Source organism: Armatimonadota bacterium (genome assembly GCA_016125185.1).
Lineage (GTDB): Bacteria > Armatimonadota > Fimbriimonadia > Fimbriimonadales > Fimbriimonadaceae > Fimbriimonas.
The window spans coordinates 191615-208902 of the sequence record WGMG01000006.1 but is presented as its reverse complement, the minus strand read 5'-3'; the positions used below and the strand labels follow the sequence as shown (position 1 = coordinate 208902).

Genomic DNA, 17288 nt, shown 5'->3' with positions numbered 1-17288 from the left:
GAGCAACTTTTGAATCGGTAGACTGTGAGCCCTCTTGGCTTCACAGGTACCAACCCCTCTTCGAACGTCCTTGGTGATCGCCAAGAATGCTCCGATCGGAGTGGTATCAGTGGTGATGAAGAAGGGTCTGAGCCGACTGTTCTTTTGGGACATTGAGACGAACGCAATCATGCCTGGACAGTTTCTTAAGGGGGACGCTACGCTTCAGGATATTTCCGACGACGGGCGCTACTTCAGCTATATAGCTTTCAATTATTATCGACCTGCGTACTGTTCGCAGGGAGAAGTTCATAAGCGACCACAGCGCTACGCTTGCATCGCTAGGCCGCCCTACTTTACGGCTCTTGCATTCTTTCCCACGGACGCCGAGTCAATGACGGGGATCAACTTTTCGAGCGAACATACCATTGTTGTCCAGGCAGCTGGGTCGCCAACTATCGACGATTTCATTTGCCCGGACTGCCCGCTTACCATTAACAGAGATTCGGCTTTGACCAGTCTAACCAGTTATGAAGCCTACGATTTTGTTCATGAACGAAGCCTAATTGGCATTGGAAAAAAGATCGTTGTCCGCGACGGTGGTGGTGATGAGGCGGTAATCCTTGAGTTTTCCTTTGAGTACTTTGAAGGAATACCAACGCCAGTTTGGGCTCAACGTTGGTAGCCAATCGCTCCTCAACCGGCAGTTAAGTTTCGATTTGCCGTTCAAAAATTGAACTTCTGCTGGTCGGAACCGCTCTGCTACCTGTATCGTTACTGACAATATGGGAATCTGGGCGATGATGGCTACGGCGGCCGTTCTGCAACAGCCGGAGCAGAAAGTAGTCGACCAGGATATCGACGCGGTGGTTCGGCGCTTGGCGAAAGACCCGTTGGAAATTGAGACCCTCAGTACGATCGCCTGGAAGAACATGCCAAGGGTGATCTATGACTACCGGCATGCCAATGGGAGCGTGCGGTCGCGGATTTTGGCGGCGGTGCATCGCAGTCCGGGCAGTTATTCGGACCTCCTGCCCTTGGCGGCCAAGGAAAAGGCCGAAGACCTGCGGGTGATGGCGGCAACGATTCTGGGCCAGATCATCGTCGGAAGAGGACCCAACAAACGAAATCCGCTCCTTATCTCGATGCGATCGGACCGGTCTCCTCTCGTGCGAGCGGTCGTGGCAAAGGCTCTGCGCTGGGGTGTGCCCAACGCGAGGCCCCTCCTCGTATCGATGGTCAAGGACCCCCAAAAGATGGTCCGCCTCCAGGCGGGGCTATCGCTTGGCTACCTTCATGCACCCGAAGCGCTGCCGGCACTAGCTCCCTTCCTTGGGGACTGGACGCGAGGTCCGGTGCCCATCGAGATCGGTGGTGACGATCATGTTGTTCAGGCGATGTCAAGATTTGGAGCAAAGGCAATCCCGTTCGTCGAACCAAAGCTGAAGTCCCACTCATCCCAAACTTTGATCGACGTGAGTTCGGTTTTGGTGGGAGTCGATGCCCCCAAGCTCCTGGAAGATGGGCTGATTTTAGCGAAGAATTCGGACCCGATGGTTCGGATTCAGGGCTATCGGATGGTAGCGTGGCAACGGAAACCCGAGGCGATCCCGATTCTCCTCAAGGGTCTGGAAGACAAGGGTCACAACAAAGAGAACAACATCATCGTGTGGCAAAACGTGAAGTCGTTTATGGCTGGTGATTTTCATCCGCGTGACGAGTTAGGACCTTGGAAGGAAGGTATTGCGGCTTACGACGAGTGGTCGAAGTCGCACCCGAACCAGTAGCGCTTTCCGTCGTTAGTCAGCCTTCTACGCCACGCGGGCTACGAGTCACCGCGATTTCCTCATTCCCCTCCATCCCTGCACCCTTCCTCCCTCGGGAGGAAGGGCCATTGGTTTCCCGCGAGCAAGAGTGCTGGTAAATCCCAGCTTCGCCTGGTGGGCTGGAAGCCCACCTTCCCAGAGGGAAATACGGCTGGCAAACTTGAGCTTTGCAGCCCCTCTAGCGGATTTTCCTTTCTCCAAAAATTTCCTTACGGAGAATTTGGAGAAAGGATCATCGGCACCCATTTTTGAAGGGCGCTCACAGAGCCTTTACATCGAAATGCGGAGGCCGGTTTCGGAAATCGATAGGTTGGATGGGTTGGTTCCGAAAGTGGCCGTAAGGTGGCCGGTTGTAGCATCGCCGAGCAATTTGGCTGCCTTCGCCGCGTCCATGTCCCGACCAATCGAGGCGAGAGTTTGGGCGTAAACGGACTCGGCGAGCAAATAGTCGTAAATGCTCTGTTTCTTGGCGTTGGACATGGTTCCAAGTTCGCGCGAGGCAAGGGACTTGCGGTACTGGCTCACCAGGTTGGGTTCCAGGTAATCCTTATAATCGGTGTGCTTGGCAATGCCCAGATTGATCACCGTGAAGTGGGCGAAGGCCCCAGCGATGTCCCCGACAAACCCTTTGCTCCGGTTCAAATCTTCCCACGACTTGATGCCCTGCATCATGACGTCTTCGTACAAAGCGACATCGCCCGGCTTAGACGAAAGCAAGCGCGCGAAATGGGTGACATAGCCACGGGTTCCGTTGTGGCTGAACGTCGTTGCGCCGTCAAATTTATAATTGCCTTCGGGGTTGGTGCGAACCAGTTTTCCGAGGACTCCAAGGCTGTTTCGTTCCTGCTTCGCAGTGGGGACTTCCTGTTGGGCGTTGGCGATTCCGGCCAACGCCAGACTCGAAATTACGATCGAACTCAGCAACTTCATATTTCTCTCCTTTTACAAAACACCGAATCTGACGATCCGGCCATCTTTCCGTTTCTACGCCCCACCGCAAGGATGCGTCCGTCGGTGGGACTTTGTTCGGATTGCCCAGTTTATTCGGAAGGAATGGTGATCTGCTCGTCGAATCGGAGTCGAATCGTGCTTCCCAGTCCATCGTTTTGAGAATCGACGACGGTAGCGCCGCGAGACTCGCCAGACGGGAGATCGATGCGGACAATGTTGCCTTCTCGCTCGAATCCCTTGATTCGCACTCGGGCACCACCGGGGGAAAGATCCATCACCGAACCGCTCTTGCCACCAACCACAACTTCCATCGGGACATCGTCACGGCGGTCGGCTTGACGGCGCTCTTCGAGGCTGGCGTTCATCGGCGCGGCAACGACAATCACCTTTTGGTCGGCCCGGCGGGCGATGACCTGGGACTGAAAAATGAGGAGTCCACCTTCGGCAACGACCTCGCAGGTAACATCGGCGCCGATGGGAACGGGGACGTGGACATCTCGCTGGATCGGTGCAGAGAAAACCCACTCCGTGTCGTTGTACGAGAGCAGACGGCATCGGTACAGGGCGGAGCCGGTCTTCATCTTTGTTCGGGCATTTTCGACCGGCTTCCACTTCCGATTGCGGAAAGAGAATTTGGATCCGATGAAGATCTTCGACGCGTAGAATCCGGCGAAGAAGACGACCGCGAAGCTACCGAGGAGGAGGAGAAGTTGCTGCATCCTTGCTTTCCTTTTCGAACTGAGCCTTTGCGTCTGCGAGATTTCGAACGGTTTCTCCGATGTCGAAATTCGCGTCGTTGAGGGACTGTTTGTCTCCCGACGAGATGTAATGGCGGAGTTCTGTAAGGGACTGGATGAGCAAATTCAGTGCCAAAAGGCGGATACCGTGGGATTTTTCAAACGTGGGATTGGGGCACGTTTCACCGAGCAAAGCGATGCAAGCTCTGGCCATTCTTTCCTGGGCGTCGATGCCGTCGGCGACCTCTTCAGCCTTGGGTTTGAGTTCAGTCTTTTGGGCTAGAGTGCGTAAGTCCGGGGCTTCGTAGGTCCACGCTGAATCCAAAATTGCGGCCATTCGACCATACTGGTCGATCTGCATACGCGCGTCGTCTTTGACGACCCTTTCGAGATCGAGGCGGACGCCGTCCTCGGAACCGAGGAGGGCGCGGCAGATAGCACGGAGGTAATAGCCTTCGACAGTTGGTTTGACCTTGAGAGCAGCTTCGAGGTGGGTGATCGCCTGGTCGGGCATGGCAGCCCGCATCCTCAATTCGGCCTCCATGATCTGCATGGCGGCGTTGTTGGGATCGCTCGCGATAGAGTCCTTGATGATCTCGCTGGCGCGGTCAACCTGGCCGCTTTCTATGAGAATCTTGGCGGCTTGAGCCATCATCGAAGGATCGCCAAGGGCTTCGGCGGCATCGACGGTCGCCTTGACGGCGGCATCGACCTGCTGGTGACCTTGCAAAAAGTCAATGAGGGCTTTTCGACGTTCGACGTCGTTTGGCGCAGCGTCAACGGCGTCACGAAGGAGCATTTCGGCGGCGGTGAGTTTGCCGTCGGAGATGAGGTTCTTGACGCTCTCTTTGATGACGGTCCAATCGTTGAGGATCGGGTCATCATCGCTCGACTCGGGAATGATGGGCGCTTGGCCCTTGCCGATGTTGTCGGTCGGGACCGTTCCCTTGGGAAACTTATCGAAGCCCTTTAGCGGCCCGTTTTGCATCTTGACAGTAAGCGAACTGGCGCAGGCCCGGATAGTGGCGTCGGTCACGGTATCGCCGGAAATCGAAACCGACTGGCTGTCGGTTTCGTCCCAAATCTTTCGTCCGCCACGGTACAGCGTTGCGTGGCAAGACAGCACTTTTTGGCTCGCGTTACCGACCTTCATGGACGAGTTTTGACCTTCGATCCAGATGACGTAGGGAACGTTGAGCGTGCGAGCGGCCGAGAGAAGGTCGTCCAGCTTATAGAACTTTTCGGGCTTGGTGATCTTGCCAGCAAGGAAAGCATCACGAATGGTCGGGTCCTCAACCGAATAGGTTAAGCAGTGAAGCTGACCGACGGCGTCGATCTCGTTCGCCATCGGGTTGGCGAGGTCGAGAATCGCCGATCCATTGACTGCGGGCGGCTGGCCCACCAAACAGAGGGGAGCTTGGGCGCGCGCCATTGCCGCTCCGAAGAGGAGCCCAAACGTGAGGACGATTCGCATTAATCTTTCAGGTTTTTCAGAGCCTGCTTGCAGGTGTTGATGCCTGCTTGGGCGGCTTCCTTATCGCCAGTGCCACTGTTGATATCCTTTTGGTAGGCGTCGATCGCCCGCTGATAGGCCTCTCGCGCCTGGGCGGTTTTGCCGGATCGGGCAAAGGTAGTGGCCTGTTGGTAGTAGCTTCGACCCGAGCTCGATTTGGCAGTCGACCCGCCGCCTGCGCCAGCCTTTGTCGAGACCGAGATGTCGTAGGTGCCTGGTGCTTCCTTGGGCGGTTCTGGGGTCGTCTTGTTTGAAGCGTTGACTGGATCTGGTTTCGGGTCAATGCCTGGGTCAGGGTTCTTCGGCCTAGTAGCCGGTCCACCGATCTCTCCATCGGCAGTCGGAAGGCCGCTGCCATTCGGATTGTCGATGATGATCGGCGTTACGCCGCCATCGTCAAAACCGCTATTGCGATCCGGCTTGAAGCGGGTGGTCATATGCGGGTTGCGGTCCGCAGTTGGATTGTTGTCCGGATTGCCAAGGTTGGGCACGTCGCCGGGCTGAGGTCCACGCTGCTGGTTCTGCTGTGGATTGGTCAGCGGCTGATTCGCCGTCGATTGGTTCGGCTGCACGTTGGTCTGGTTCGCCGCGTTCGTTAGCGGCTGATTCTGAACCGGTTGGTTGGTCGCCTGGGCCTGCTTGGTGGTATTCGAATTCTGGATAATGCCGTTGGCGATGAAGCCGATGGCGATGAAGAAGAGGGTGGCGGATGCCGCGATGGCCAGCGCACCTTTCTTATCGACTTTAGGCTCGCCCGCTTGGCGCTGGGCGAACGCGTTTCGAAGCTGGTTCAGCTTGATCTTGTCGATGGTGGAGTCGGGGTTGAGGGCTACGACGGTCTCGTAGGAGTCAAGCGCTTCAGCGTATTCGCCGCGTCGCTCGTGGATCAGGCCCTTCAGGGCGTAGGCTTCGCCGTAGCTCGGATTCGTGAGAATGGAGTGATCGGCGATGGACAGCGCTTCGTCCAAGTTTCCGGCCTGATAGCTCTCCATTCCTTTGCCGACGATTTCCTTCAGCTTTTCCTGCTCTTCCTCGATGACGGCCACCGGCAGAATTGCGCCGCACTTTTTGCAAAACGTGCTATCGAGCGTGTTATTTGTCACGCACTTGGGACATGCAACCATAAGTCTGTGTGTCTCCCCCTAACGGAAACGGGAACTCCTGCATTCAGTTTACAGCAAGATTTCGGGAATATGACCTGGTAATTGGCTTGCTCACTCGGCAGTAACCGGGCGGCCATGGCAGGCGCAAATGGCGGGAAGCGCGATGGCGACGACCAAGCAAACGATCGCGGCAAAGACGTACGGACCGGGATGCCAAATATCGAAGAGGAAGCCGCCCAAGATGGGTCCGACGATGAAGCCAACGGTGCGGGCCGACTGCATCGTGCCGAAAAGCTCGCCCTGAATCTTCTCGGGGACGGTGTTGCTGGCGAGGGTGCTGAGGGTTGGACCAACGACACCGGAGCCGAATGAGTAGAGGGTGGACGCAACCAGAAGCCAGACCATTCCCGAGGCGTACTGGCTGAGGTAACCGGCAAGCGGATTGAGTCCGAGGCCGATCCCTTGCACGACGTAGCCGGTGCGAAGGAGGGTCGTGTCGCACATCCTCTTGGCAAGCCAGTTGAGGGCTACGACAGAGACAAAGATGCCGAGGATGGCTTCATAGCTAAAGATGAGGCCGAACTCCTTTTGACCGTAGCCAAGCATGGCGTGGATGAGTCGCCCGAAGGTGCCTTCGAGCGTGGCAAGGGCAAACGAGGCGGTGACGGCGATCCAGAAAAACGGCAAGAGGCGGGGATAGGAACGGAAGATCGAGAGGTCGAAGATGGGGTTTGAAGGCTCCTGTTCCTCATGACTTCCTTGGTCTTTAGGGACGAAGAGGAGGACGACAAGCCCACCGGCGAAAGAAATAATGGCGCCGACATAGCCGATGGCGTGGGAGCCGAACTTTTCGGCGGCAAACCCGCCGACCGCCGGGCCAAAGATCATTCCGGCGGAGAGAGTGGCGCTGACCCAGCCGAGGATCTTTTTGCGGTTGTCGCCGGCGGCGACGGCGGCCATGGCTTGGGCGACCGAGACGTTCGCCCCGCCGAATCCGGCGAGGATTCGACTAAGGAAGAGGAGGGCAACGGACCCGGCTGCCCCATAGACGAGCATCGCGAGGGAGGATATCCACTGGCAGAAGACGAAGACTTTTCGACGTCCGGTCGAGTCGGCCCAACGTCCCCAACGAGGGGACGCGAAAAGCTGAACGATGAACGTGGATTGGAGAAGCGCACCGATAATGGGGCCCTTGAAGGCGATTCCGCCGAGCATGGCTTCAGCCCGAAGCTGGATGTCGGGAATGAGCATGGTGAACCCGACCATGTCTAGGAAGACGGCAGCTAGCAGGGCTAGGTCGGTCGAGCGGGGGCGCACAGAAGTAATTGAACCCTTATTTGGGTTAAAAATGCGTTGGGGACTTTTGCCTGGTCACCATCGCGCACTTCTCCTGAAGATAAGGTCCGTCGTAAGTTGCCGCCATAATGGCGGGGTCGCCCCGATTCCGCTTTGCTCCATTTCCCTCGCGCTGCTCGCCGGGGTCTTCGACTTCGCTCCTCGGACTGTTGCGGAAACCAGATCGTCCGGGGTCTACGCTCGTACCTCGCTCCGACCACCCGGCTATTGTCTGTGACCACTCCGTGGTCAGCCTTCAAATTGGAATAAGGCAGGGAGGAGGGCGTTACAACTATTGGTATTGCCGCCGATTAGGGCCATATCCAATCCTGCAATCTGGACGCGTGGTCGTCTAATCCAACAAAACAGCGAGACGCTCGCGGCTCCCAGTGAAAAAAATGCCCCGTCGGATGAGCGACGGGGCATTGCAGGATAAGTGATGGCAATAAAGGGTGATGGCGTTGGCAAAAGGAGGGATATCCGTTTCCGTTTGTCATTGAACCAGGGCTTGGTTAACGGGGCGTGAACGAGACGCTAAGGGAGCGATAAGAAACACAAAAATGCCCCGCTCGGCTGAGCGGGGCACAGAGTCCAGGTCGGCGAAAGACTACTTTCGTCGGCGAAGGAAGAGGCCGATGAGTCCAACGGCGACGACGCTGAGTGCGGCGGGCTCGGGAACCGGCACGATTCCGGTGAAATCAGCGATGTGCATTTCGCCGGTGCCATTGAAGCTATGAGCGACCAATTGACCGTTGAGCTGCCCGTTGTTGAACGTGACATCGGCCTGGGGAGCGAAAACGCTACCCGAGACGCCGACACCCGACATCGAGAGGCTAGTCGCGTTCCAGAAGTTTAGCAACACGTGGCTGGCGTCGATGCCGCCGGTGAGACTGTAGCCCGCGTTTTGGAACGAGGCATTGGCACCGTTCACATTCACGACGACGGTGGCGTTCGACGGAGCGTTGATCACAAAGTTTGTCGTGGACGCGAGTTGAGAGGCCGTGACGTCGAAGTAGCGAGTGTCGCCCGAGCCACCGGACAGTGTCAGCGAGCCAAAGCTGTAGTCCGTGGTACCGGTCGCGGCCTGCGAACCGATGTATCCGGAGCGGGCAACCAGTTCGGTCATGAGTTCGGGGATCACGATCGTCGGAGCCGTATTGCTGTAAAGCGAGCCCTCGACAACGTTCATGCCCGGCGTGGTCGGCGTGGTATCGCTCGTGGTGACGTTGCCGTGGAAGACCTGACCGTTGTTGTAGGTAAAGTCACCGCCCGACATCAGCGAGACGCCATTGAAGGCGGAGAGACCAGAACCGATGCTGTAGTTCTGGACGTTGAATGTGCCTCCGACCGCGACTCGGCCCTGAACGTCCGAGTTTTGACCAGAGAAGCCTTCGCGCACGAAGACGTTGTAGTCCGATGCATCGAGAAATACCGGATTTGCGAAAGCAAAGGAGGCCGAAAGTGCCCCAATAGCCAAAGTAGTGATCAATTTCATAACAGAGATATCCTCCAACTCTCGATCGCCCTTGTTCGAAAGTAATTAAGCGGGCCGATTCCTCCAAATGGGAGGAGAAAGGATGTCTAAACCAAAATAATCGGCCCACTTCCAGTCTAAGGGTTCGATGTTAAGAAACGCCACTTTCGTACCTGAAACTGGCAATAATGCCAGGGTCCAACCACGAAATTGTCCTTCGTCGTCCTCTCTTTATCGTCATTCTTTCACGCTTTAGCGGAATAGAAGCGGATAAAAGCTGGATGTTTCGCATCGGAGATAATGACGTTCTTTTGAACGGACATCTTGGTTCCGGTCGCGATGGGTTCCTTTGTACCGAGGTTCCGGGCTACGCCGGGGAACTCGGATTGAAGGATCATGACCGTGAGGCGATGCCCCTTGCGGAACAGGTTTGCGCCGTCCCAGAGCTGGAGTTTGGCGTGATAGACCTTGCCGGGAGTTAGGAAGCGCTGTTTGTCCAGGCCACCGATATAGGACGCTTTGATTTTGCCCGGTCGGAAGACGAAGAAATTTCCTTTGGCAGGGTCATCATCAAAGGCGATGGCGAAGAAGCTGGTGTCGGGTGCGGAGGACTTGAAGTCAAATTCGACGGTCGCGGGTCCGGTGATGACCCGGTCTTCCTTGAAGGGCTCGCTGCGGAGGAAGATTTGGTCTTTCGTAATTTTGGAATCTTTGATGTAGACGTCGCCGCCCGTTGGGTTCACCTCCAAGGATTCGATCTTGATTTTGTCCTTGGCGGGATCGTAGGTCGAGTTTGCCATCGTCGTCTTTTTGACCTTAGTAACGAGCTTCGCTTCGGATTTAGGTCCCGTGTTGACCTTGCCGAATTGGAAAGCCAGCGTTTCGGGCTTCGACTCGGCGGGGGGCCAAGCGCTCGACGTTCGCCACTTATTTTCATTCGTAACGAAGTAGCGCACCCTCGGAACTTTATTCAGACTGACGTCCTTGTGCTTGAGCCAGGTATCGAACCAGCGGAGGTAGAGCGAGTCGAGTTCGATGATGGCATCGGGGCCGAAGTCCATGTCGCCGAGCTTGCTGGTGGTGTTGAAGAAGTGGGTCCACGGGCCATAGATCAGCCATTGGTTTTTGTTACCGCCATCGACTACGAAGCGCCAGTTGCGCTGCGTGCCGATTTCATCGCCATCGTACCAGCCCGAGATGTGGAGGGCCGGGATGGTGACCTTGGGCATCAGGTTGTCAAAATTCCACCCAGACCATTTGGTCGAGGTATCGCGCTGGAGCCAGGTACTGAAGATCGGCGAGTTGAAGCCCAGCAGCTTGTCGTCAGCTTTGTCGAGCGGCAAGGTTTCGAGCGCCTTCATGTTGGTGATGTCGGACATGGCACCCAGGAGATTCTGCCCTTCGGGATTATCGACCAGACGGAGCCACCAGAGATCGGAAAGGAGGGTAAAGACACCGTTCTCGTACGGCAGGTTCCACATGGCGCTGGACGGCGGCGAGACCTGGGGAACGATGCACTTGAGAGCAGGATGCTGTTCAACAGCAGCCGCCCACTGAACAAAACCGCCGTAGCTTGCACCGATCATGCCGATATTGCCATCGCACCAGTCCTGCTTGCTGATCCAGTCGATGGTATCGTAGCCGTCTTTGCATTCGTTCACCATCGGGTCAAACTTGCCTTTACTTTCGCCAGTTCCGCGGACGTCCTGCACGATATAGATATAGCCACGCTTGGCGTAGTGGGAGCCTTCGTCGAGGGACATCTTTCGGTTGTAGGGGGTTCGCGACAGGATGACCGGGTACTTCCCTGCTTCGGTCGGCTCGATGGCGGTTGCTTTGGTGACGACACCATCACGCATGGGTATGTCGATGACGACGGACTTGGGCTCGTATTTAGCAGGGCTGAGTTCGGTGAATTTCGCGAGCGGATCGGCAAAGGCGGCTTCGTAGCCTCGACGCACCATGCGCAGCTTTTGGGACGGGACGTCCATGCCGATATAGTCGCCCTTGTCGGTGAAAGCCATGATCAGCTTGGTGGTGCCGATCGCGACATCGGCCTTCTTTACGACGACCGTACCGTCTGCGGTGACGATTTTCGACGTATCGGTGGGGGTGATTTCAAGGTCGAACGGCCGAAGGGCTTCGACGATGAAGCCGGAGATTTTCTGCTTGACGCGCTGGTCCCACTTGATGGACTTGAAGAGGTCCTGGCTGACTTGAGGATGGAAGTTGGCAAACATCGGCCAACTTAGCTCGACATCGACCTGACGGGGTTCGGTGTCGGTATTGGTGCTAACGCTCGCTTTGCCGTCTTTGACAATTTCCTTGCCGGAGCGCAGGACCTTATCGCCCTGCTTCATCGACTCCTGGAAGTCGAGCGTGACTGGCTTATCTTTGTCGAAGCTGATTTTCAGATGGGACTCGATGAAGAGCCCTTGCAGGGTCAGCGACGAAGTCGAATCGATCGAGTGATCGGCATGGACTTCGTAGTGGTTCGAACCCGCCTTGGCGTCGGCAAAATAAATGTCGGTATCGACGGACTGGGCTTGGGCGACCCAAGCAAAGACGAACGACGAAGCCAGCAGCATATTGCCTTAGCATACGGTCTAGCGAAGGCGAAGGATGCGGTGAGTTACTTCCCAACTTCGGGATCAGGAAGATTGAGGGCGGACTTATCAACCTTCTTGCCCTTCATCAGTGCCTGCGCCTCGTTAAAGTGGAGCCGGAGCGAACCGTCCTGCCCGAACATCTGGAGACCTTCGGCGGCGACTTCAGCCATCTTTTGGTAATCGCCGAGTTCGCGATAACAGACCGAGAGGCGTCGGTAATTCTCTTCGAGGGCTTCCTTTTCCGTATCCGAAAGGGTCTCGCGGTTTTCGAGGCCGATCTTGCGGGCCTTTTCGAGGTAAGGCAACGCTTGCTTGTAGTTACGGCCCTCGTAGCCGATCTCTTTAATTTCGCGAAGGTAGCAATAGGCGATCTGCCCGAGGATATCGACGCTGTTGGGATTTTCCTCTAGTCCTGACTCAAGAAAAGCCAGCGATTTCTCGACGCAACCCGGCTTCTTATCCCACAGGATAATATAGCCAGCGGTGGTCCAGCCATCGACAAACTGAGGATCGAGCCACGTCATGACCCGAAAGAGTGGGAGGGTTTGACCTGGTGACTGGTGGTGGTGACCCGTCATATCCTTATAGCTGGCGGTGGCACGTTCGATGTCGCCGAGAATGCCCCGAAAGTCTTCCTTTGCCGACGGAATGACGGTGACGATATGATCGTCATCGGCAATCTGTTCGGTTTCGTCGGCGGCGTGGCCGACGCCCTTCTTCCCTTCCTTTTCTTCCGCATTGGTCAGGGGCCGCATCTCGACGCCACCATGCAGATAGAGGTCGGTACGAACGTAGAGGAAGGAGGAAATGTTGGTTCGAAACTGGCCGAGGAGCGAGGCGGCGGCGTGGCTGTCCTGCACTTCGAGGCCGGTGGCGCGCACCGACGGATTGACGATCGAGCGAATTTGGTTGGTTTGGGTTCCAAACGCCACGGCTCCCGCCATGGAACCCGCGATGATCCAGGCCTTCATGGTTAGACCGCCTGCTTCCTGAACTTCAGCCACCCGATGCCGAGCATGGCGAACGAGTAGAAGAGGCCATAACCGAGCAAGAAGGCCAGCACCCACATCGGAACGGTGGTCCAGTTCGGATAGACGGTGCGGCCACCGAGATCGAAAAGCTGAACTTGGGGCATGACGCTGGTGATGACGGCGTAAAGCGATTTGGTGGCCGGGCTGACGGTACCCGCCGACATCGTGAGTCCACGGGTGAGCATCGGCGAACCAAAGGCGAGAATGAACGCCATGGTTGCGGCGGCGCTCGGGGTCAGATAGACGCTGAGCGCCATCGAAAACGCGCAAACGACCATGAGGCCCAGCATCTTGGCGAAGACGTACTGGAGCATGATGGCGGTGAACTGCACATGGAAGATCGACAGGGCGACCGACGTAAGGAGGCACAGAATGAAGAAGGAGATCCAGGTCACGATCACCGCACCGATGAGCTTGCCGACCAAGAGGTCAAAGCGGCTGATGGGGCGCGAGAGCAGCGGATAAAGCGTTCGGTTTTTGACTTCGTCGGGGATCAGACGGCAGGACGTGAGCACGGCGATGATCGTCGAAAAGAGTCCGAGGACGGTTACCGCGAGGTCCTTGGCGAAGATTTCGAGGCCGTCGAAACCAAAGAAGCCGAGGGTACCGGCGGCGAGAATGATGAGGAAACCGAGAATGGCCACCACCCAAAGGTCTTTGCGACGCAAAGATTCGAGGATGACCGAGCGGGCGAGGGCTCGATAGCAGGCGAAATTCATGCCGCCACCTGCACTTTCTCAACGAAGTACTCTTCGAGGGAACCCTCTTGGGAGACGACATCGAGGATTTCTCCGCCGCCTAGTTGGACCCTCTCGATCGCCTTGATCAAGTCGGGTTTGGTGTGGAATTTGGCTTCGAAGGTTTCATTGCCTCGCTCCTGAATATCTTGGCTTAGGCCGACCATCGAGGTTGCACCTTGGAAGACCAGAGCGAAATTGCGGAGTTCGTCCTTTAGTTGGGACACGATTCGCTCTTCGACGAATTCACCTTTGTTGATGAGAAGGATGCGATCGCAGAGCATGTCGACTTCGGCGAGTTCGTGACTACTGAAAAAGAGGGTTGCGCCTTCCTTTTGGCGTTGGATGAGGAGGTTGCGAAGCTCCTTACGACCGACAGGGTCCAGGCCGCTGGTGACTTCATCGAGGACGAGCAATCGAGGCTTGCCAAGGAGCGCTTGGGCAATACCCACACGCTGGAGCATGCCTTTGCTCATGCTTCGATTCAGCTTTTTCGCCGCGCCGGCGATGCCCAGCATCTCCAGTAATTCTAAAATCTCTTTGTTGAGGGACGGTCCGCCGAGGCCTTGGAGTTCACCGTACATGGTGAGGGTTTCGAGCGGAGTGAGAAAGGGATAGTACATCGCGACCTCGGGGAGGTATCCGATGTTCTTTCGCGAGTCGGGCGTTCCCGCCTGTTCGCCGAAAATCGTCGCACGGCCACTTTTGGGCGTGACAAATCCCATTAAGACTTTGAGGGTCGAAGACTTCCCGGCTCCGTTCGGGCCCAGGAATCCCACAATCTCGCCTTCTTGAACCTGAAAAGTCAGGTCCTTGACGGCATCTACCATTTCACCCCGTTTCGTTCGATACTGGACGAACAACCCATCAACCGCAATCGCAGACTGCATTCCAATATCTGATTCGGCACTTCAGGTTTTTTCTTTAGAGGAATTCGGCCAAAGATGAGGGTATAAAGGCGATGGGATGACCTCTTTTTGAGATTATCTTTTCCGGTTCGAAGATGAACCGGATCCCCCTAAAATCCAGCCAGGTTTGGCATTTTCTGGTCCGTTTTGGTCCGCTTAGATTCAATTTTGATGTATAGTTGGGGCGAGGTCTTATCTAGCCAATGGTGAAACTACGTACGATTGCACTCATTTTGGCGGCTCTACCCGTATGCGGCTACGCATCGGGCACCCAGTACGCCCCCAATGAAATCCTTGTGAAATACAAGACGGGCGGCGTTCCTCTGATGAGGAAGATCGTGACGGGAGGAACCACCGTCTCCACGATGAAGGAAATCAAAGTGGAACGAATTCGCGTTTCGGGCATGACGCCGGAAAGAGCGATCCAGGTTTTCCGAGCCGACCACAACGTCGTTTATGCAGAGCGCAACCCGCTCCGCCAGTTGGACTATGTTCCGAATGATCCGCGCCTCGGCGAGCAATACGGCATGGACCGAGTTCAAGCCCGAGCGGCATGGGACATTTCGAAGGGCAGTAGCTCGACGATCATGTGCGTCATCGACACGGGCGTTCGCTTGGACCACGAAGAATTCGTTGGTCGGATCGCTCCCGGATGCTACGACTGGTCGGATAATGACGGCGATGTCACCGACGATACGGGCAGCGGCCACGGCACTCACACTTCGGGTATCGCAGTCGCGGCGACAGACAACGGCAAAGGTGTGGCGAGCGTGTGCTTCAATGGCCAGCTTCTCCACATGAAGATTTTCCCGAACGCGTACGCTTCGACCTCGGCAAGCGCCATGATCGACGCGGCCAACAAGGGAGCCCGAGTCATTTCGATGTCTTACGGTTCCAGCGCCCCAAGTCAGGTGGAGCAGGACGCGGTCAACTACGCATGGGGCAAAGGAGTCATCCTTTTTGCCGCGGCGGGCAATAACGGCGACACGGTGAAGCACTATCCGGCGGCTCTGGATAACGTCATCGCCGTCGCGGCGACTAACTCTGCCGACCAGCGAGCTGACTTCTCGACCTATGGCGACTGGGTTCACATCGCGGCACCAGGCGAAAACATTCTTTCGACGTTCTTTGGCAGCTCGACCGACTATGTGTATGAGAGCGGTACCTCGATGGCCTGTCCGTTTGCGGCTAGCGTCGCCGGTCTGATGATCGGTCGAAATCCGTCGCTGACGAACCAGGAAGTACGCGATATCATCTTCTCGACCTGCGACTACGTCGGCGACTTCGTCATCCATGGCCGAGTCAACGCGTATAGCTGCATCCAGCAGGTCAGCCAGCCACTTCCCTACGACGGAACGCCGGTTTCGGCCCAGGTTGCAGTGGTCGGAGGCGTCTCTGAAGGTACTCAGCTTGGCAGCTATGGCTCGCTGGCAGCGGCCGGTGCGGCGGTCAAGTCGGTGGACGGCATGATGTACAACGTCAAGTCGGTGAGCCGAAATCGTCTCGGCGCGACCGCGGGCGTAGACACCTACGTTTACGTTGCTCCCGATGCGGCGGACCTCTTGACGGCCACGATCAACATTTCGGCCAAGTCGGCGGACCGCTCCAGCGCCCTCGTCTTCTTGTACAACAACTCGACCGGTTCGTGGGATCAGTTCGGTTCGATGTCGATGTCCTCACAACTGAAGGCATCGAGCTTCTCGATTCCGTTGAGCGCGCTTCCGCACTACCTCAACGGCAGCAACATGATTCGCATCATGGTTCGAAATGTCCTATCGGTTCGAATGGGAACGCAGGCGTACACCCTGTCCATCGACCAACTGAACGTTTCGGGCACCAGCAAGTCCTCGATCTAGTCGGCTCTGACCGGCAAAACAAAGCCCCTTGCGTCACCGCGAGGGGCTTTGTTTTTGGGTACCCTTTTTGCTAGCTGATGAAGCTTCACGAGTACCAATCCAAAGACCTTCTCGCCAAATACGGCGTTCCTGTTCCCGAAGGCGAAGTCACCGACAACCCGGAAGGGGCCCGAGCGATCGCCGAGAAGCTGGGAGGCCATGTCGTCGTCAAGGCTCAGGTTCTGATGGGCGGGCGTGGTAAGGCCGGAGGCGTGAAACTGTTCGAAAATGCGAACGACGCGGCGACCTTTGCGAAGGAGCTCATCGGCAAACGGCTGGTGAGTATCCAGAACCCGGCGGGCATGATCGTCGAGAAGATCTTGGTCGGTAAGACCATCGACATCGCCCAGGAGTACTACCTTTCCGTTCTGCTGGATCGAAACCTTCAGAAGAACATCGTGATGATTTCGAAGGAAGGCGGGATGGAGATCGAGCAGGTTGCGGAAGAGAAGCCGGAAGCGATCATCAAGCTGGTCGTAGATCCGGCATGGGGCCTTTGCGATTTTGAGATTCGCGATGCCGTGAAGCAGGCGAACATTCCCAAGGAAGCTGCAGGACAGATGGTTTCGATGATCAAGAAGCTGGTGAAGGCTTACATCGAAGAAGACGCCGACCTGATCGAAATCAACCCGGTCGCACTCACGCCGGACGGCAAGCTGATCGCGGCAGATGCGAAGGTTTCCATCGACGAGAATGCGCTGTTCCGAAAGAAGGAGTACGAAGAGACTTCCTCGGATTCGGCGGACGATCCCATCGAGGCCGAAGCCATGCGGCGAGGCATCGCCTATGTGAATCTCGGCGGCGAAGTTGGCATCATGGCCAACGGCGCGGGCCTGACCATGCAGTCGCTGGACGAAGTGAATGCGGCGGGCGGTAAGCCGGCAAACTTCTTGGACGTAGGCGGTGGTGCAAAGGCCGAGCGTGTGAAGAGCTGTGTCGAGCTGATCATGATGGACCCGAACGTGAAGGGCCTGCTGATCAACATCTTTGGCGGCATCACCCGCGTAGACGAAGTCGCGAAGGGTGTGCTGGAAGCATTTGACCAGTTGGACGTGAAGATTCCCGTTGTGGCGCGCATCGAAGGCACCGCCGTCGAGGAAGGCCGAAAGATTCTCGAGGGTTCGCGAATCATTCCGGCGGCGACGGTTGAAGAAGCCGCAAAGAAAATCGTTGAACTCGCTTACGCTTAA

General features: G+C 56.6%; 14 protein-coding genes. 4 read left to right on the top strand and 10 right to left on the bottom strand.

Going from position 1 to position 17288, the window contains the following annotated elements:
- Positions 1–73 precede the first annotated feature (73 nt).
- Together GC165_08670 and GC165_08665 are read left to right on the top strand one after the other, a co-directional pair.
- Entirely contained in the window at positions 74–664 is a 591-nt protein-coding gene (locus GC165_08670) for a hypothetical protein (GenBank protein MBI1332940.1), read from the top strand.
- 100 nt (positions 665–764) lie between these two features.
- The gene (locus GC165_08665) at positions 765–1766 is read left to right on the top strand and encodes a hypothetical protein (protein MBI1332939.1); all 1002 of its coding nucleotides are present in this window, start codon (positions 765–767) and stop codon (positions 1764–1766) included.
- Positions 1767–2075: 309 nt separating this feature from the next.
- On the opposite strand, the gene GC165_08660 is transcribed toward GC165_08665, so the two are convergent.
- The 10 genes from GC165_08660 to GC165_08615 form a co-directional block, all read right to left on the bottom strand.
- On the bottom strand, positions 2076–2735 hold the full coding sequence (locus tag GC165_08660; GenBank protein ID MBI1332938.1) for a hypothetical protein: 660 nt from the start codon (positions 2733–2735) through the stop codon (positions 2076–2078).
- 110 nt (positions 2736–2845) lie between these two features.
- Positions 2846–3475 carry a hypothetical protein gene (locus GC165_08655; GenBank protein MBI1332937.1) on the bottom strand — a complete coding sequence of 210 codons (630 nt, stop codon included), beginning with the start codon at positions 3473–3475 and terminating at the stop codon, positions 2846–2848.
- Positions 3447–4967, bottom strand: coding sequence for a hypothetical protein (locus tag GC165_08650; protein MBI1332936.1), 1521 nt, complete (start codon positions 4965–4967; stop codon positions 3447–3449). The genes GC165_08655 and GC165_08650 overlap by 29 nt, the downstream gene beginning before the upstream one ends.
- Positions 4967–6130 carry a tetratricopeptide repeat protein gene (locus GC165_08645; protein ID MBI1332935.1) on the bottom strand — a complete coding sequence of 388 codons (1164 nt, stop codon included), beginning with the start codon at positions 6128–6130 and terminating at the stop codon, positions 4967–4969. Before GC165_08645 ends, GC165_08650 begins: the two co-directional genes overlap by 1 nt.
- A gap of 90 nt (positions 6131–6220) precedes the next feature.
- The gene (locus GC165_08640; protein ID MBI1332934.1) at positions 6221–7426 is read right to left on the bottom strand and encodes an MFS transporter; all 1206 of its coding nucleotides are present in this window, start codon (positions 7424–7426) and stop codon (positions 6221–6223) included.
- A gap of 625 nt (positions 7427–8051) precedes the next feature.
- Positions 8052–8939: a choice-of-anchor A family protein gene (locus GC165_08635; protein MBI1332933.1), complete on the bottom strand. Its 888-nt coding sequence runs from the start codon at positions 8937–8939 to the stop codon at positions 8052–8054.
- A 224-nt stretch (positions 8940–9163) separates the two neighbouring features.
- Positions 9164–11506 carry a CocE/NonD family hydrolase gene (locus GC165_08630; protein ID MBI1332932.1) on the bottom strand — a complete coding sequence of 781 codons (2343 nt, stop codon included), beginning with the start codon at positions 11504–11506 and terminating at the stop codon, positions 9164–9166.
- Between the two features lie 44 nt (positions 11507–11550).
- Positions 11551–12531, bottom strand: coding sequence for a hypothetical protein (locus GC165_08625; protein MBI1332931.1), 981 nt, complete (start codon positions 12529–12531; stop codon positions 11551–11553).
- A complete protein-coding gene (locus GC165_08620; GenBank protein MBI1332930.1) occupies positions 12501–13277 on the bottom strand; it encodes an ABC transporter permease subunit in 777 nt (258 codons plus the stop codon). The genes GC165_08625 and GC165_08620 overlap by 31 nt, the downstream gene beginning before the upstream one ends.
- On the bottom strand, positions 13274–14185 hold the full coding sequence (locus GC165_08615) for an ATP-binding cassette domain-containing protein (GenBank protein ID MBI1332929.1): 912 nt from the start codon (positions 14183–14185) through the stop codon (positions 13274–13276). The genes GC165_08620 and GC165_08615 overlap by 4 nt, the downstream gene beginning before the upstream one ends.
- Positions 14186–14406: 221 nt before the next feature.
- On the opposite strand from GC165_08615, the gene GC165_08610 reads away from it, so the two are divergent.
- Together GC165_08610 and sucC are read left to right on the top strand one after the other, a co-directional pair.
- Positions 14407–16059 carry a S8 family serine peptidase gene (locus GC165_08610; GenBank protein MBI1332928.1) on the top strand — a complete coding sequence of 551 codons (1653 nt, stop codon included), beginning with the start codon at positions 14407–14409 and terminating at the stop codon, positions 16057–16059.
- Positions 16060–16136: 77 nt separating this feature from the next.
- Positions 16137–17288 (top strand): ADP-forming succinate--CoA ligase subunit beta, encoded by a 1152-nt coding sequence (gene sucC, locus GC165_08605; protein ID MBI1332927.1) that lies wholly within the window; start codon positions 16137–16139, stop codon positions 17286–17288.

Excerpts from the sequence above, each read along its gene's own strand:
- GC165_08665 (MBI1332939.1), top strand. The coding sequence starts at position 765 with ATGGGAATCTGGGCGATGATGGCTACGGCGGCCGTTCTGCAACAGCCG.
- GC165_08660 (MBI1332938.1), bottom strand. The coding sequence starts at position 2,735 with ATGAAGTTGCTGAGTTCGATCGTAATTTCGAGTCTGGCGTTGGCCGGA.
- GC165_08655 (MBI1332937.1), bottom strand. The coding sequence starts at position 3,475 with ATGCAGCAACTTCTCCTCCTCCTCGGTAGCTTCGCGGTCGTCTTCTTC.
- GC165_08650 (MBI1332936.1), bottom strand. The coding sequence starts at position 4,967 with ATGCGAATCGTCCTCACGTTTGGGCTCCTCTTCGGAGCGGCAATGGCG.
- GC165_08645 (MBI1332935.1), bottom strand. The coding sequence starts at position 6,130 with ATGGTTGCATGTCCCAAGTGCGTGACAAATAACACGCTCGATAGCACG.
- GC165_08635 (MBI1332933.1), bottom strand. The coding sequence starts at position 8,939 with ATGAAATTGATCACTACTTTGGCTATTGGGGCACTTTCGGCCTCCTTT.
- GC165_08630 (MBI1332932.1), bottom strand. The coding sequence starts at position 11,506 with ATGCTGCTGGCTTCGTCGTTCGTCTTTGCTTGGGTCGCCCAAGCCCAG.
- GC165_08620 (MBI1332930.1), bottom strand. The coding sequence starts at position 13,277 with ATGAATTTCGCCTGCTATCGAGCCCTCGCCCGCTCGGTCATCCTCGAA.
- GC165_08615 (MBI1332929.1), bottom strand. The coding sequence starts at position 14,185 with ATGCAGTCTGCGATTGCGGTTGATGGGTTGTTCGTCCAGTATCGAACG.
- GC165_08610 (MBI1332928.1), top strand. The coding sequence starts at position 14,407 with ATGGTGAAACTACGTACGATTGCACTCATTTTGGCGGCTCTACCCGTA.
- sucC (MBI1332927.1), top strand. The coding sequence starts at position 16,137 with ATGAAGCTTCACGAGTACCAATCCAAAGACCTTCTCGCCAAATACGGC.